Below are 14,793 nucleotides of genomic sequence, written 5' to 3' on the forward strand. Positions count from 1 at the left end.
GAAAGAGGCCGAGGTGAGCTTGTGAGGGGGGAACGGCTGTATTTTCCGGTCGTTTAGCTTTTCGAGCGTGCTCGTGGTAAGTAGCGACTGTGTGACAGGGGAAGTAGGTATGGCAACTGGTATTGTCAAATGGTTCAACGACGCGAAGGGCTTCGGTTTCATCACCCCCGACGAGGGCGGTGAAGATCTGTTTGCGCACTTCTCGGCCATCAACATGCAGGGTTTCAAGACCCTGAAGGAAGGTCAGAAGGTCAGCTTCGAGGTCGTCCAAGGACCGAAAGGCAAGCAAGCTTCGAATATCCAGGCCGCCTGAGGGCAACGGATTTCGGATGAAGAAACCCGGCTGAATGCCGGGTTTCTTTTTTTGTGATTCGCCAAAACGCCGCGGCGATTGGCCGGTCATTTTGCACAATCACGGCGCAGGCACCGCAATTGTCGGAATAAGCGCACAGATCGGTGCATCGCTGCGCGCTTCCGTTTCGCGATCGCGATTGCCGTCATCACGACGCAATATTCGCGCGGGCGGATTTTCCGTGCGGCGCGCGTGCGGCTACCAGCTATACGACGCGCCGGCGCCCCACGTCGTCGCCGCCGCATTCAGGCCCGCGCCGGCACGCAGCTTCAGGTTCTCGCCGAAGCGCATCGATGCACCCAGCGCAACGGCCTGGTAACCCATGTAGTGCCCCGTACCGATGCCGAATGCCATCCTCCTGCCGGTATCGACATCCGGAATCATCGACAGCGCAGTCGCGGCCGCGACGCCCCCGTACGCGCGCCGTGCAACGGCGTGGAGCTGACGCAGGTTGACGGCGTCGGAAGGCAGTACGCCGTCCGCGACGTGGGCGATCTTCCGCTCCCGTCCGGGCGCACCGAGCGACACCGTATCGTCCCGATCGGCGATCGAGCCGTGACCGAGCGCGACCGAGTTCGCGCCGCTCGCCACCGCCTGCGCACCCAGCGCCACGCTCTGCGCCCCCGTCGCGGACGCGCCGTTGCCGAGGCTCGCACCGGCATCGCCGCCAGCCGCCGCGTCGACCCCGAGCGCAATGCTGCGCGGACCGTGGGCCTCGGCGCGCGCTCCGACGGCAACCCCGTCGCCGCCCGTGGCGGACGCTGCGATGCCGAGCGCGACGCCGCTGTCGGCAGTCGCGCGGGCGCCCGCACCGAGCGCGGTGCTGCCGACACCGTCGGCGCTGGCACCCGCGCCGGCCGCGACGCCGCTCGCCGCGGTCGCCTGCGCATCGGCGCCGACCGCGACGCTGCGGTCCGTCGTCGCGATTGCACGCTGCCCGAGCGCCAGACTCGCCGCGCCTGCTGCCGCCGCACCGGCGCCGAAGGCGGCACTGCCGGCGCCCATGGCACTCGACGCCACGCCGACCGCCGCGCCGCCCATTCCGCTCGCATTCGCGTGCGCGCCCACTGCGGTGCCGCGATCCGCCGCTGCGTTCGCGCGCATCCCGATCGCGATGCTGTCGAATTGCGCCGCGCTCGCGCCGCTGCCGACCGCAAGCGCGCCGTCCCCCGACGCCGACGCTTGCGCGCCGAACGCCGTGCTGCCGGTGCCCGTCGCGCCCGATTGCGCGCCGACCGCCGTGCCATCGATCCCGGTCGCATTCGCCTGTGCGCCGAGCGCGGTGCCTTGATCCGCCGACGCATGCGCAGCGACGCCGATCGCGATCGCGTCGAACTCGATGGCGCTCGCGCCGCTGCCGAGCGCCACGCTCCCGTCGCCGAACGCCGCCGCATCCGCGCCGAGCGCCGTGCTGGCCGCACCGGTCGCGCTCGACTGCACGCCCACCGCCGTGCCGCCCGAACTGCGCGCAGTCGCCAGCGTGCCGACGGCCATGCTCTGCTCGCCCTTCGCTTGCGCGCCGGCGCCGAGCGCGACGCCATCGGCGTGGTGCGCGGCCGCCGCGGCACCCACCGCGAGGCTCCCGTCGCCTGCCGCCCACGCACCGGTGCCAAGCGCCGCGCTGTTCGCGCCCGCCGCGAGCGCCCGTGCGCCCATCGCAAAGCTGTCCTGACCCGGCGCCCGCGCACGCGTTGCAGCCGCGATGACGGACGTAGCAGCTGCGTTGGCCTTCGAACCGATCGCTATCGCGTCCGATCGCACGGTATTCGCGTTCACGCCGGTCGCGAAACGCGCGTCGCCGGCTGCCGGTGCATTCGTGCCCGCCGCGATTCGCGGGGCGACAGCCGCTGCTGCGCGCGGGCCGACACCTGCACTGTCGTCGTCACCGGCGAGTACGACGCCTGGCTTCGCCACATCGCCGAAGGCGCCTGGCGACGTCGACATCTCTCCATACCTCGACGCGAACGGTCCGTCGAAGCTGCGTTGCGCATACGCGTCGGGAACGGCCCATCCCAGCATGCCCGCCACGCCCGACGCCAGCATCCGCCGTGTCCGCACACGCGCAGCACGCACCATCGTCGAACCGACATTCGACCCGAACGCGACCGGCCTGCCATTCCGGTTTTTCTCGTTTTCCATAGTTATCCTGATGATGTTTCTCGATATTCGGCATGCGCCGATTCCGGCTCTCATCCGGAGACGATTCATGCCGCGCGTCGACCGCCGCTCGCGGACCGGACGATCCTCTCCGTCCGCCGCCGTTCCCCGTGGCCGATCACATCAAGGACACCATGGATACGCGGCTGCCGATGATCAGGACTTGTCGCATGAACGGGCGGTCGAGATCGAGTATAGGGATGCCAGACATCCCGATATATATGACAAGTCTCAATCTTTCCCGGTCGGCGATGCGAATTCGCACTTGACCGATAGCACCGCGCAGAATCGGCTCGAGCGTGCCGGTGCCTCCAGAATGAAAAAGCCGCGCATCGAACCCGATGCGCGGCCTGCTGCCGACGGCACGATGTCGTCCGCGCCGGTGACGCCGCCGGCGCCGGGCGAACGATCGGTCAGACGACCTTCAGCGTGCCCATCATCCCCAGATCCTCGTGCTCGAGAATGTGGCAATGGAACATGCGCTCGCCGGGCATGTCCTGCGCCGTCAGGATCGTCACGGTCTCGCCGCTGCGCACGTTCACGGTATCGCGCCACGCGCGGAACGGCTCGGGCGTGCGCGCGCCGTCCGACGCGCGCTCGATCACCTGGAACTGCGTGCCGTGCAGATGGAACGGGTGATCCATGTCGGTGGTGTTGCGAATCGTCCAGCGCTCGACGTCGCCGCGCCGGCTGGTCAGCGTCGCGCGGTGCGGCGCGTAGGTCTCGCCGTTGATCGTGAAGCGCATGCCGGCCGGCCGACCCTGCGCCGGCCCCTTCATCATCGCGTCCATGTCCATTTCCTCGCCGAACGCGACCGTCTTGTCCGCGACCGGTTCGCCGAGCGCCGGCACCGCGCGCAGCGTCGCCGGCAGTGCGCGCGGCGCGGCCGGTGCGAACGCGACGTCGGCGAGCGCCAGCGCCGGGTCGGGCGGCAGGCTGCCGTGGCCGTCGTCGTGCGACATCGCCATCTTGCGGCGATCGTATTCGGCCGCCAGCAGCACCGCGCGGGACGCACGATCGCCGGCGCGCACCAGCAGTTCCGCACGTTCGCCCGGCGCGATCAGCAGCGACGCGACCGTGCGCGGCGCGTCGAACAGGCCGCCGTCGGTGCCGGCATGCACGAACGAGCGGCCGTCGTCGAACGCGATGCGCAGATAGCGCGCACTGCACGCGTTCCACACGCGCCAGCGTTCGTCGCCGGCGACGTCGATGCGCGGCCGGCGCGCGCCGTTGACCAGCGCGAACTGGCCTTCGCGGCCGTTCATCCAGTCCATCATGTCGTTCGGCGGAATCGTGCCGTCGCGCGCGAGCTTCAGGTCGGACACGAACAGGTGGCGCTCGGGCCAGCCCGCCAGCGGATCGTCGGCGGCGCGCACGACGAACGGCCCCGCAAGCCCGCGAAACACCTGCTCGGCCGTCATCATGTGCGGATGCGGGTGATACCAGTAGGTGCCGGCGCTCCCCTTCGGCAGCGTGAAGCGGTACACGCGCGACGCGCCCGGCGCGACGGGATCGGACGGATTGCCGTCCTGCTCCGGCGGCACCGGCAGCCCGTGCCAGTGGATCGTCGACGGCTGCGGCAGCTTGTTGACGAACCGGATCTCGACCGTGTCGCCCTCGCGCACGTCGATCAGCGGACCGACGACGGGACCGTCGGCGCCCGCGCCGTACTGCCAGAACGTGGTCGGGCGCGCACCGCGCAGCAGCGGACGCGCGACCGGCTGGGCGACCAGCGTGGCGCGGAACAGGCCGGGTTCGCGGCTTTCATTGGCCAGCGTGCGCAACGACGCGAGCGGCGCGCCGGCCGGCAGCGCATCGGCGGCGGCGAGCGCCGCGGGCGCGGGCTTGCCGTGCCCATGCCCATGCCCCGACATGCCGGGCATGTCATCCATCCCGTCCATGCCCGCGTGACCGGCGTGCTGCGCCCATGCGGTGCGCGCGAACAGCGATGCGGCCGCCACGCCGACGGCGCGCGCCAGAAAGGTTCTCCGTATCATCAATCGTTCCTCGTTATTCATGCTTCGCCGCGCGACAGCCGCGACGCGAAACTGCGGGCCCGCGCCATCATAACCGCCGGCCTGTATCGAAATGCGTGCACGCCGGGCGAGCGGCGATACGACGCAGGTCAGCCGTCGCGTTGCGCCGAGGCGCCGGTCGGCGACCGGTATCGCGTCGATGTCGTCGCGCCGGCCCGCAGCCCGGACCGGTCGCCCGGCCGCCGGACCGGTTCATGCGAGTCCGGCTTCGCCGCCGACGTCCATTCCGGTTGCAGAACCGCTCTCGCTCCCCACCGGCTCACCCCGCCGGAAACGCGAATATTTCACGATGCGGAAAGAACCACTGCGTTATAAAAATTCGTGGTGCACGGCACAAATTCGCCGTTTCGCGATGCCAAAAAACGTTCCGCAATACAAAACGATGATTTTAAATCACTGTTTTTAAAAGATATTTTTCGTTTCGACAAGTCGCTCTACGCGCACCATCCGAACGGGTCGCGGACGTAGACTTTGTCCCATGCACTGACGCTTCGCGACGACGGTCGAGACGGAACCCGACGCAAGCAGCCAGTCGGGCCACGGCCGGTCGAACCGGCGGACGCCACCACAGAATCGCTTGTGATCAGAAAGGGAGAACGGAAATGATGGGATTTCGCTTTGGTTCAGCGCTCGGGTCGTTCTACATCCTGCCGGGTAACGGCGGCTGGGAAGCGACGTTCGGCAACGCCGTGCTCGGCGCATTCTCGTGCCCCGAACATGCGGCGGACCACATTTCGCGCGGCGACTGCGCGGCCCTGTCCGAACTGGACACGGCGACGCTCGAAGTGCCGGACGAAATCGCCGAGTGGGAAATCGTCCACGTCTGAATGGCAAGCCTGCCAGGCAAAACGCTCCGGGCATCCGGGGCGTTTTTTGTTTCCGTCGGGCGGCGATCCGTCGGGCGGCGGTCCGTCAGGCCCGCCGCATCGACACCAGCCGTTTCCGGCGCATCCACGCGCCGGTCGGCGTCAGGCCGCGTCGACGATGCCGTTCAGCGTCGCGCTCGGGCGCATCGCCTGGCTCGTCAGTTCGACGTTCGGACGGTAGTAGCCGCCGATGGTCTGCGGCTTGCCCTGCGCAGCCGACAGCTCTTCGAGAATGCGCGCCTCGTTGTCGGCGAGCGCCTTCGCGACGCCTTCGAACTGCGCCTTCAGCGCCGCGTCGTCGGTCTGCTCGGCCAGCGCCTGCGCCCAGTACAGGCACAGGTAGAAGTGGCTGCCGCGGTTGTCGAGGCCGCCGACCTTGCGCGCCGGCGACTTGTTCTCGTCGAGGAACTTGCCGGTCGCCTGGTCGAGCGTCTTCGCGAGCACGAGCGCCTTCGGGTTCTGGTACGCGTTGCCGAGATGCTCGAGCGACGCCGCGAGCGCGAGGAATTCGCCGAGCGAATCCCAGCGCAGGAAGCCTTCCTCGACGAACTGCTGCACGTGCTTCGGCGCGGAACCGCCGGCGCCCGTCTCGAACATCCCGCCGCCGGCCATCAGCGGCACGATCGACAGCATCTTCGCGCTGGTGCCGAGTTCCATGATCGGGAACAGGTCGGTCAGGTAGTCGCGCAGCACGTTGCCAGTGACCGAGATCGTGTCCTTGCCCGCGCGGATGCGCTCGAGCGAGAAACGCGTCGCGTCGACCGGCGTCATGATGCGGATGTCGAGGCCGCTCGTGTCGTGGTCCTTCAGGTAGCGTTCGACCTTCGCGATGATCTGCGCGTCGTGTGCGCGGGCCGGATCGAGCCAGAACACGGCCGGCGCGCCGGTCGCGCGTGCGCGGTTCACCGCGAGCTTGACCCAGTCCTGCACCGGTGCATCCTTGGTCTGGCACATGCGCCAGATGTCGCCCGATTCGACCGCGTGCTCGAGCAGCACGTTGCCGGCTTCGTCGATCACGCGCACGACGCCGTCGGCCGGGATCTGGAACGTCTTGTCGTGCGAACCGTATTCCTCGGCCGCCTGCGCCATCAGGCCGACGTTCGGCACGCTGCCCATCGTGACCGGGTCGAACGCACCGTGCTGCTTGCAGTCGTCGATCACGGCCTGGTACACGCCCGCGTAGCAGCGGTCCGGAATCACGGCCTTCGCGTCGTACAGCTCGCCGTCCGGGCCCCACATGCAGCCCGACTCGCGGATCATCGCCGGCATCGATGCGTCGACGATCACGTCGCTCGGCACGTGCAGGTTCGTGATGCCCTTGTCCGAGTTGACCATCGCGAGGCGCGGGCGCACCGCGTACTCGGCCTTGACGTCGGCTTCGATCGCTTCGCGCGTGTCGGCCGGCAGGTCCTTCAGGCGCGCATACAGGTCGCCGATCCCGTTGTTCGGGTTGAAGCCGGCCTGCGCCAGCACGTCCGCATGCTTGGCGAGCGCGTCGCGGTAGAACACCGACACGAAATGGCCGAACAGGATCGGATCGGAGACCTTCATCATGGTCGCCTTCAGGTGCACCGAGAACAGCACGTCCTGCGCCTTCGCGTCGGCGATCTGCGCCTCGATGAAGCTGCGCAGCGCCTTGCGGCTCATCACCGACGCGTCGATCACTTCACCGGCCTTCACGGCCGTCTTTTCCTTCAGCACCTTCTTCACGCCGTCGGCGGTCGTCAGCTCGATCTTCACGCTGCCGGCATCGGCGATCAGCGCCGACTTCTCGCTGCCGTAGAAGTCGCCTTCGCTCATGTGCGCGACGTGCGCCTTCGAGGTCGCCTTCCAGGCGCCCATCTTGTGCGGATGCTTGCGTGCGTAGTTCTTGACCGACAGCGGCGCGCGGCGGTCGGAATTGCCTTCGCGCAGCACCGGGTTCACCGCGCTGCCCTTGATCTTGTCGTAACGTGCCTTGACGGCCTTCTCTTCGTCGGTCGACGGCTCTTCCGGATAGGCCGGCAGCTTGTAGCCCTGCGCCTGCAGTTCGGCGATCGCGGCCTTCAGCTGCGGCACCGATGCGCTGATGTTCGGCAGCTTGATGATGTTCGCCTCCGGCTTCAGCGTGAGCTGGCCCAGCTCGGCCAGATCGTCGGAACCCTTCTGCTCGGGCGGCAGCACGTCTGCAAATGCCGCGATGATGCGGCCGGCGAGCGAGATGTCGCGCGTCTCGACGGCGACGCCGGACGAACGCGTGAAGGCCTTGACGATCGGCAGCAGCGAATAGGTCGCGAGCGCGGGCGCTTCGTCGGTGAGGGTGTAGATGATCTTGGGCGATGTGGACATGGTCGATGCGTTGCTACGTGAAAATGGGACTGAAGAGCGCCGGCGGTAACCGGCGGGGAGCGACCGGGTCGGTCGCGAAAGGGGCGCCGGCTCAACCGGGCGGTGGTGTTGCGAGGGCCGTCATGTTCTACCTTGCAGGGCTTGCGGGCCGCGTCGCGGCGCCGCGGCCCGGATCCCGGACCGCCCTGCCAAACCTGCCATCCACGAAACGCCCCGGCGCCGGCAGCAGGCGCCGGGGCGGCCGGCTGCACGCCGGCCCACCCCGCAAGGGGTCTTACATGTTCTCGATCAGCACTTCGCCGAAGCCCGAGCACGACACCTGCGTCGCGCCTTCCATCAGGCGCGCGAAGTCGTACGTGACGCGCTTCTGCAGGATCGACTTCTCCATCGCGGCGATGATCGTGTCGGCCGCTTCGGTCCAGCCGAGGTGGCGCAGCATCATTTCCGCCGACAGGATCTCGGAACCGGGGTTCACGTAATCCTTGCCTGCGTACTTCGGCGCGGTGCCGTGCGTCGCCTCGAACATCGCGACCGAATCCGACAGGTTCGCGCCCGGCGCGATGCCGATGCCGCCGACCTGCGCGGCCAGCGCGTCGGAGATGTAGTCGCCGTTCAGGTTCAGCGTCGCGATCACGTCGTACTCGGCCGGGCGCAGCAGGATCTGCTGGAGGAACGCGTCGGCGATCGAATCCTTGATCACGATCTCGCCGCCCGTCTTCGGGTTCTTCACGCGCATCCACGGGCCGCCGTCGATCAGCTCGCCGCCGAACTCCTTCTGCGCGAGCGCATAGCCGGCGTCACGGAACAGGCCTTCCGTGAACTTCATGATGTTGCCCTTGTGCACCAGCGTGACCGACTTGCGATCGTTGTCGATCGCGTACTGGATCGCCTTGCGCACCAGTCGCTCGGTGCCCTCGGTCGACACGGGCTTGACGCCGATCCCCGACGTTTCCGGGAAACGGATCTTCTTCACGCCCATCTCGTCCTGCAGGAACTTGATGACCTTCTTCGCCTGCTCCGAGCCGGCCGCCCATTCGATGCCCGCGTAGATGTCTTCCGAGTTCTCGCGGAAGATCACCATGTCGATCTTCTGCGGCTCGCGCACCGGCGACGGAACGCCCTTGAAGTACTGGACCGGACGCAGGCACACGTACAGGTCGAGCTCCTGGCGCAGCGCGACGTTCAGCGAACGGATCCCGCCGCCGACCGGGGTCGTCAGCGGCCCCTTGATCGACACCACGTATTCCTTCAGCACCTGCAGCGTCTCGTCCGGCAGCCACACGTCCGGACCGTACACTTTCGTCGCCTTCTCGCCCGCGAAGATCTCCATCCAGTGGATCTTGCGTTTGCCCTTGTAGGCGTGCGCCACCGCCGCATCGACGACCTTGATCATGACCGGCGTGATATCGAAGCCCGTACCGTCGCCTTCGATATAGGGAATGATCGGCTGATCGGAAACGTTGAGCGAGAAATCCTTGTTGACGGTGATCTTGTCACCGCCTTCCGGAACCTTGATGTGCTGATACGGCATGATCGACTCCAGTGACGTGGCTGAGCAGGTGTTGCTGGTCGAAGCTGCGTGCGCGGCGTGGGCGACAGGGCGCGCCCCCGTGACGGCCACAGCGAGCCGCTATTCTAGCGCCCCAACCGGGCGTGGCGGCACGAAGCGCGGCACTGCGTATCAAGTCTTCCCTTATGTCTTATATAAGACAGAGGACTTGCCGTTCCGTATTATGCATTAAGATTCCGCCATTTGCCATAGACTGCCCGCCCCGCCTCGCGCGGCCCGCCGGGCGGACCTCCCGCCATGTCCCTGATCGCCCTCAACAAGCCGTTCGGCACGATTTGCCAGTTTTCCGCGCACGAGACGCGGCCGTCGCTCGGCGACTGGGTAAAGACGCCCGGCGTCTATCCGGCCGGCCGGCTCGACGCGGACAGCGAGGGCCTGCTGCTGCTGACCGACGACGGCGCGCTGCAGGCGCGCATCGCGGAGCCGCGCCACAAGCTGGTCAAGCGCTACTGGGCGCAGGTCGACGGCGCGCCGGGCGCGGCCGACCTGAAGGCGCTCGCGCGCGGCGTCGATCTCGGCGACTACGTGACGCGCCCGTGCCGCGCCGAATTCATCGAGCCGCCCGACACGCTGTGGCCGCGCAACCCGCCGATCCGCTACCGCGCGGCGATCCCGACGACCTGGATCGAACTCGCGATCACCGAAGGCAAGAACCGGCAGGTGCGCCGGATGACGGCAGCGGTCGGCTTCCCGACCTTGCGCCTGGTGCGCGTCGGCATCGGCGCGCTCGACATATTCGCGCTCGGCATTGCGCCCGGCGAAACAATCGCGCTGCCGCCGCGCGCGCCGTGGGACGGTTTCGCCCGCGTCGAATGAACCGCGCCGGCAGACCCGGATTTTTCGTCATCTTTTTCGTCAACCGCCTGCGAAGATCGCGCGTTAAACCACGCAGATGCCAACCTTAGCTATCCGGCATTGGCAGCCGAAGCCGTGTTTGCGTCACGAAAGCGACGTTTTCTTCGAATACGATTCGGCGCCCGCAGCGCAAAGAGAAATTTCTCGAAGCGTCTGTCAACCGAAAGGTGGATGGCACCGTTAGACGACATGACTCCTATTGCCGGGTCATTTGGTTAATTAACTAAAGCTGAGGAACACAACATGAACAAACTGATCGCCGCTCTGGTCGCTGGTCTCTTCGCAACGGCTGCTTTCGCACAAGCATCGGCTCCGGAAGCTGCTTCGGCTGCTGCTCCGGCAGCTGCTTCGGCACCGGCAAAGCACAAGGCTGCCAAGAAGCACCACGCAAAGAAGCACCACGCAGCCAAGAAGGCAGCTAGCGAAGCCGAAGCACCGGCAGCTGCTTCGAACTAAGCAGGCTTGCTGTAATAACGCAGTCAAGAACACGCAGTCTTGCCGTTCTTACGGCGTTGAAAGGCAGATCGCCGCGAGGCGATCTGCCTTTTTCTTTTTTGTGCCCGCCCGCGCGCATCGCGTACCATGCGGGTCTCGTTTTCCAGACAGGAGTCCAGCTGTGCGATTCTCCCTGCGCTCGTCGCTCGGCCGCCTTGCGCGCGCCGCCGTGTTCCCCGCCGCGCTCGCCGTCCTCGCGTTCGGCATGCAGAGCGCCGGCGCGCAGATGCCGCCCGGCGCCAAGCAGCCGAGCGAATTCCCCCGCGTCAAGCTGCGCGCCGGCATGTACGTGATCGACGCGGCCGTCGCCGCGAACGACGCGGACCGCGAGCAGGGCCTGATGTACCGGTCGCAGCTCGCGCCGAACGAAGGCATGCTGTTCGTGTTCAACGAAAATGCGGTGCACTGCTTCTGGATGAAGAACACGCTGATCCCGCTGTCGATCGCGTTCATCCGCGCGGACGGCACCATCACCGACATCGCCGAGATGCAGGCCGAGACGACCGACAATCACTGCCCGCGCAACAACGGCGTCTATGCGCTCGAAATGAGCAAGGGCTGGTTCGCCGCGAAGGGCATCAAGCCCGGCATGAAGCTCGACGGGCTGCCGAAGCTCCAGTAGCGGCCGCCGCCGCGGCGCACGCGCCGCGACGCCCCGCCCGGCCGGCCGCCTGCGCGCGCCGGCTTTTTTTTCGTCCGCCGGCGGCGGCCGGCTTGATTCCGCCGAGCCGGTCCGCATCTGCAAAAGCCACGCGCAAGCGCTATGCTTGAAGTCTCGCTTGTTCCAGCCCGGGCCGGCCCAGCCGGCCCGCTTACGATCCGAACCACCAGGAGGTTCACGTGCCCCGCAAAACCCCCATCGAGCGCTATCGCAACATCGGGATCAGCGCTCACATCGATGCCGGCAAGACCACGACGACCGAACGCATCCTGTTTTACACCGGCGTGAGCCACAAGATCGGTGAAGTGCACGACGGCGCGGCCACGATGGACTGGATGGAGCAGGAGCAGGAACGCGGCATCACGATCACGTCGGCGGCGACCACGGCCTTCTGGAAAGGCATGGCCGGCAACTATCCGGAACACCGCATCAACATCATCGACACGCCCGGGCACGTCGACTTCACGATCGAGGTCGAGCGCTCGATGCGCGTGCTCGACGGCGCGTGCATGGTCTACGACTCGGTCGGCGGCGTGCAGCCGCAATCCGAAACCGTGTGGCGCCAGGCGAACAAGTACAAGGTGCCGCGCATTGCGTTCGTCAACAAGATGGACCGCGTCGGCGCGGACTTCTTCCGCGTGCAGCGGCAGATCGGCGAGCGGCTGAAGGGCGTCGCGGTGCCGATCCAGATTCCGATCGGCGCGGAAGAGCATTTCCAGGGCGTCGTCGATCTGGTCAAGATGAAGGCGATCGTGTGGGACGACGAAAGCCAGGGCGTGAAGTTCACGTACGAGGACATCCCCGCGGAGCTCGAAGGGCTTGCGCACGAATGGCGCGAGAAGATGGTCGAGGCCGCGGCCGAAGCGAGCGAGGAACTGCTCGAGAAGTACCTGCACGACCATGAGTCGCTGACCGAGGACGAGATCAAGGCCGCGCTGCGCCAGCGCACGATCGCCAACGAGATCGTGCCGATGCTGTGCGGCAGCGCGTTCAAGAACAAGGGCGTGCAGGCAATGCTCGACGCGGTGATCGACTACCTGCCGTCGCCGGTCGACGTGCCCGCGATCCTCGGCCACGACTTCCACGATCCGGAAAAGCCGGCGGAACGTCATCCGAGCGACGACGAGCCGTTCTCGTCGCTCGCGTTCAAGATCATGACCGACCCGTTCGTCGGCCAGCTGATCTTCTTCCGCGTGTATTCGGGCGTCGTCGAATCGGGCGACACGGTGCTCAACGCGACCAAGGACAAGAAGGAACGGCTCGGCCGGATCCTGCAGATGCACGCGAACGAGCGCAAGGAAATCAAGGAGGTGCGCGCGGGCGACATCGCGGCGGCCGTCGGCCTGAAGGAAGCGACCACGGGCGACACGCTGTGCGACCCGGCGAAGCCGATCATCCTCGAGAAGATGGAATTCCCCGAGCCGGTGATCTCGCAGGCGGTCGAGCCGAAGACCAAGGCCGACCAGGAAAAGATGGGCCTCGCGCTGAACCGTCTCGCGCAGGAAGACCCGTCGTTCCGCGTGCAAACCGACGAGGAATCCGGCCAGACCATCATTTCGGGGATGGGCGAGTTGCACCTCGAAATCCTGGTCGACCGGATGAAGCGCGAATTCGGCGTCGAAGCGACGGTCGGCAAGCCGCAGGTCGCGTATCGCGAGACGGTGCGCACGACGGCCGCCGACGTCGAGGGCAAGTTCGTCAAGCAGTCGGGCGGGCGCGGCCAGTACGGTCACGCGGTGATCACGCTCGAGCCGAACCCGGGCAAGGGCTACGAGTTCCTCGACGAGATCAAGGGCGGCGTGATTCCGCGCGAATTCATCCCGGCGGTCAACAAGGGCATCGAGGAAACGCTGAAGAGCGGCGTGCTCGCCGGTTATCCGGTCGTCGACGTGAAGGTGCACCTGACGTTCGGCTCGTACCACGACGTCGACTCGAACGAAAACGCGTTCCGGATGGCCGGCTCGATGGCGTTCAAGGAAGCGATGCGCAAGGCGAAGCCGGTGCTGCTCGAACCGATGATGGCCGTCGAGGTCGAGACGCCCGAGGACTTCATGGGCAACGTGATGGGCGACCTGTCGAGCCGACGCGGCATCGTGCAGGGGATGGAGGACATCGCGGGCGGCGGCGGCAAGCTGGTGCGCGCCGAGGTGCCGCTCGCCGAGATGTTCGGCTACTCGACGTCGCTGCGCTCGGCCACGCAGGGCCGCGCGACCTACACGATGGAGTTCAAGCAGTACGCGGAAACGCCGGCGAACGTGTCGGAAGCGGTGATCAACGCGAAGACGAAGTAAGCCGCGCAACCGCCGCGCGGCACAAGCAGCCCGTCCGGCTCCGGACGGGCTTTTTTTCGTCCGCCTGACGACCGGCCTGCAGTTTCGATCGGCGCGCCGCGCATTTTTTTCACGTGCCACAATATTTCGCGATTCGTCCGATGGAACCGTCCCGATGCCGTCCGCCTCTCCTGCCCTGCGCCGCCTGCTGTTGCTCTATGCCGGTCTGATCGCCGCGAACGCGGCCGTGTGGCTGTGGGCGCTGGCGGTATTGCGCGACCATCCGCTGCTGCTCGGCACCGCGGCGATCGCCTACGGTCTCGGGCTGCGCCACGCGGTCGACGCGGACCACATCGCGGCGATCGACGTCGCGACGCGCAAGCTGATGCAGGACGGACGGCGTCCGCTGACGGTCGGCCTGTGCTTCTCGCTCGGCCATTCGACGATCGTGCTCGGCGCGACGCTCGGCATCGCGCTGACCGCGTTCGCGCTGCGCGACCGTTTCGACGCATTCCGCGACATCGGCGGCACGATCGGCACCGCGGTATCGGCGACGTTCCTGCTCGTGCTCGCGTGCGTGAACCTGATGATCCTGCGCGATCTGTGGCGGCGCTATCGCGGCGGCGCGCCGGCCCCTCACGCGCACGACGCCGTGCATGCGCATCGTCCGGCGGGCCTCGTCGCACGGCTGCTGCGTCCGCTGCTCCGACTGGTGTCGAAGAGCTGGCACATGTATCCGGTCGGCGTGCTGTTCGGGCTCGGCTTCGACACCGCGACCGAAATCGGGCTGCTCGCGATCGCCGCCGCGCAGGCGAGCCAGGGGCTGCCGATCTATACGGTGATGCTGTTTCCCGCGTTGTTTACGGCCGGCATGACGCTGATCGATTCGACCGACAACGTGCTGATGATTCATGCGTACGGGTGGGCAATGGACGATCCGCAGCGCAAATTGCTGTACAACGCGAGCATCACGTTCGTGTCGGCGGCGGTCGCGCTCGCGATCGGCGGCATCGAAGCGGCCGGCCTGCTCGCCGACAAGCTGTCGCTGACAGGCCCCGTGCGCGACACGCTCGATGCGATCGGCGATCGCTTCGGCGCAATCGGCTACGGGATCGTCGCGTTGTTCATCGTCTGCTGGATCGCGTCGATCCTGTTCCATCGCTGGCAGCGGGCGGCCGACGCGCCGGCACGCTGATGTGCCGA

Annotated in this window: 11 protein-coding genes; 7 read left to right on the forward strand and 4 right to left on the reverse strand. The window is 67.0% G+C overall.

The window, feature by feature from the left end; genetic code table 11:
- Positions 1 to 109 precede the first annotated feature (109 nt).
- The gene (locus BST28156_RS14300) at positions 110 to 313 is read left to right on the forward strand and encodes a cold-shock protein (protein ID WP_004196460.1); all 204 of its coding nucleotides are present in this window, start codon (positions 110 to 112) and stop codon (positions 311 to 313) included.
- A 237-nt stretch (positions 314 to 550) separates the two neighbouring features.
- Here BST28156_RS14300 and BST28156_RS14305 read toward each other — a convergent pair whose 3' ends face one another.
- Together BST28156_RS14305 and BST28156_RS14310 are read right to left on the reverse strand one after the other, a co-directional pair.
- On the reverse strand, positions 551 to 2,491 hold the full coding sequence (locus BST28156_RS14305; RefSeq protein ID WP_437341288.1) for a YadA family autotransporter adhesin: 1,941 nt from the start codon (positions 2,489 to 2,491) through the stop codon (positions 551 to 553).
- Between the two features lie 431 nt (positions 2,492 to 2,922).
- A complete protein-coding gene (locus BST28156_RS14310; RefSeq protein ID WP_174902519.1) occupies positions 2,923 to 4,506 on the reverse strand; it encodes a multicopper oxidase family protein in 1,584 nt (527 codons plus the stop codon).
- Positions 4,507 to 5,147: 641 nt separating this feature from the next.
- On the opposite strand from BST28156_RS14310, the gene BST28156_RS14315 reads away from it, so the two are divergent.
- Positions 5,148 to 5,372, forward strand: coding sequence for a hypothetical protein (locus BST28156_RS14315; protein ID WP_009689862.1), 225 nt, complete (start codon positions 5,148 to 5,150; stop codon positions 5,370 to 5,372).
- A gap of 141 nt (positions 5,373 to 5,513) precedes the next feature.
- On the opposite strand, the gene BST28156_RS14320 is transcribed toward BST28156_RS14315, so the two are convergent.
- Together BST28156_RS14320 and icd are read right to left on the reverse strand one after the other, a co-directional pair.
- The gene (locus BST28156_RS14320) at positions 5,514 to 7,739 is read right to left on the reverse strand and encodes an NADP-dependent isocitrate dehydrogenase (protein ID WP_174902520.1); all 2,226 of its coding nucleotides are present in this window, start codon (positions 7,737 to 7,739) and stop codon (positions 5,514 to 5,516) included.
- Positions 7,740 to 8,013: 274 nt separating this feature from the next.
- Positions 8,014 to 9,270: an NADP-dependent isocitrate dehydrogenase gene (gene icd / locus BST28156_RS14325; protein ID WP_174902521.1), complete on the reverse strand. Its 1,257-nt coding sequence runs from the start codon at positions 9,268 to 9,270 to the stop codon at positions 8,014 to 8,016.
- 276 nt (positions 9,271 to 9,546) lie between these two features.
- On the opposite strand from icd, the gene BST28156_RS14330 reads away from it, so the two are divergent.
- From BST28156_RS14330 to BST28156_RS14350, 5 genes are all read left to right on the forward strand, one after another.
- Positions 9,547 to 10,125 (forward strand): pseudouridine synthase, encoded by a 579-nt coding sequence (locus tag BST28156_RS14330; RefSeq protein WP_174902522.1) that lies wholly within the window; start codon positions 9,547 to 9,549, stop codon positions 10,123 to 10,125.
- A 282-nt stretch (positions 10,126 to 10,407) separates the two neighbouring features.
- Positions 10,408 to 10,620, forward strand: coding sequence for a hypothetical protein (locus BST28156_RS14335; protein WP_006398520.1), 213 nt, complete (start codon positions 10,408 to 10,410; stop codon positions 10,618 to 10,620).
- 160 nt (positions 10,621 to 10,780) lie between these two features.
- Positions 10,781 to 11,281, forward strand: coding sequence for a DUF192 domain-containing protein (locus tag BST28156_RS14340; protein WP_009689868.1), 501 nt, complete (start codon positions 10,781 to 10,783; stop codon positions 11,279 to 11,281).
- Positions 11,282 to 11,499: 218 nt separating this feature from the next.
- Entirely contained in the window at positions 11,500 to 13,611 is a 2,112-nt protein-coding gene (gene fusA / locus BST28156_RS14345; RefSeq protein WP_060245160.1) for an elongation factor G, read from the forward strand.
- Between the two features lie 154 nt (positions 13,612 to 13,765).
- Complete coding sequence (locus tag BST28156_RS14350) at positions 13,766 to 14,785, forward strand: HoxN/HupN/NixA family nickel/cobalt transporter (protein ID WP_060245161.1); 1,020 nt, start codon at positions 13,766 to 13,768, stop codon at positions 14,783 to 14,785.
- Positions 14,786 to 14,793: the final 8 nt, after the last annotated feature.

Source organism: Burkholderia pseudomultivorans (genome assembly GCF_902499075.1).
Lineage (GTDB): Bacteria > Pseudomonadota > Gammaproteobacteria > Burkholderiales > Burkholderiaceae > Burkholderia > Burkholderia pseudomultivorans.

Bases quoted from the DNA above. Each gene is read 5' to 3' on its own strand.
- BST28156_RS14320 (WP_174902520.1), bottom strand. From the start codon at position 7,739: ATGTCCACATCGCCCAAGATCATCTACACCCTCACCGACGAAGCGCCC.
- BST28156_RS14300 (WP_004196460.1), top strand. From the start codon at position 110: ATGGCAACTGGTATTGTCAAATGGTTCAACGACGCGAAGGGCTTCGGT.
- BST28156_RS14350 (WP_060245161.1), top strand. From the start codon at position 13,766: ATGCCGTCCGCCTCTCCTGCCCTGCGCCGCCTGCTGTTGCTCTATGCC.
- BST28156_RS14335 (WP_006398520.1), top strand. From the start codon at position 10,408: ATGAACAAACTGATCGCCGCTCTGGTCGCTGGTCTCTTCGCAACGGCT.
- BST28156_RS14315 (WP_009689862.1), top strand. From the start codon at position 5,148: ATGATGGGATTTCGCTTTGGTTCAGCGCTCGGGTCGTTCTACATCCTG.
- BST28156_RS14310 (WP_174902519.1), bottom strand. From the start codon at position 4,506: ATGATACGGAGAACCTTTCTGGCGCGCGCCGTCGGCGTGGCGGCCGCA.
- icd (WP_174902521.1), bottom strand. From the start codon at position 9,270: ATGCCGTATCAGCACATCAAGGTTCCGGAAGGCGGTGACAAGATCACC.
- BST28156_RS14330 (WP_174902522.1), top strand. From the start codon at position 9,547: ATGTCCCTGATCGCCCTCAACAAGCCGTTCGGCACGATTTGCCAGTTT.
- BST28156_RS14305 (WP_437341288.1), bottom strand. From the start codon at position 2,491: ATGGAAAACGAGAAAAACCGGAATGGCAGGCCGGTCGCGTTCGGGTCG.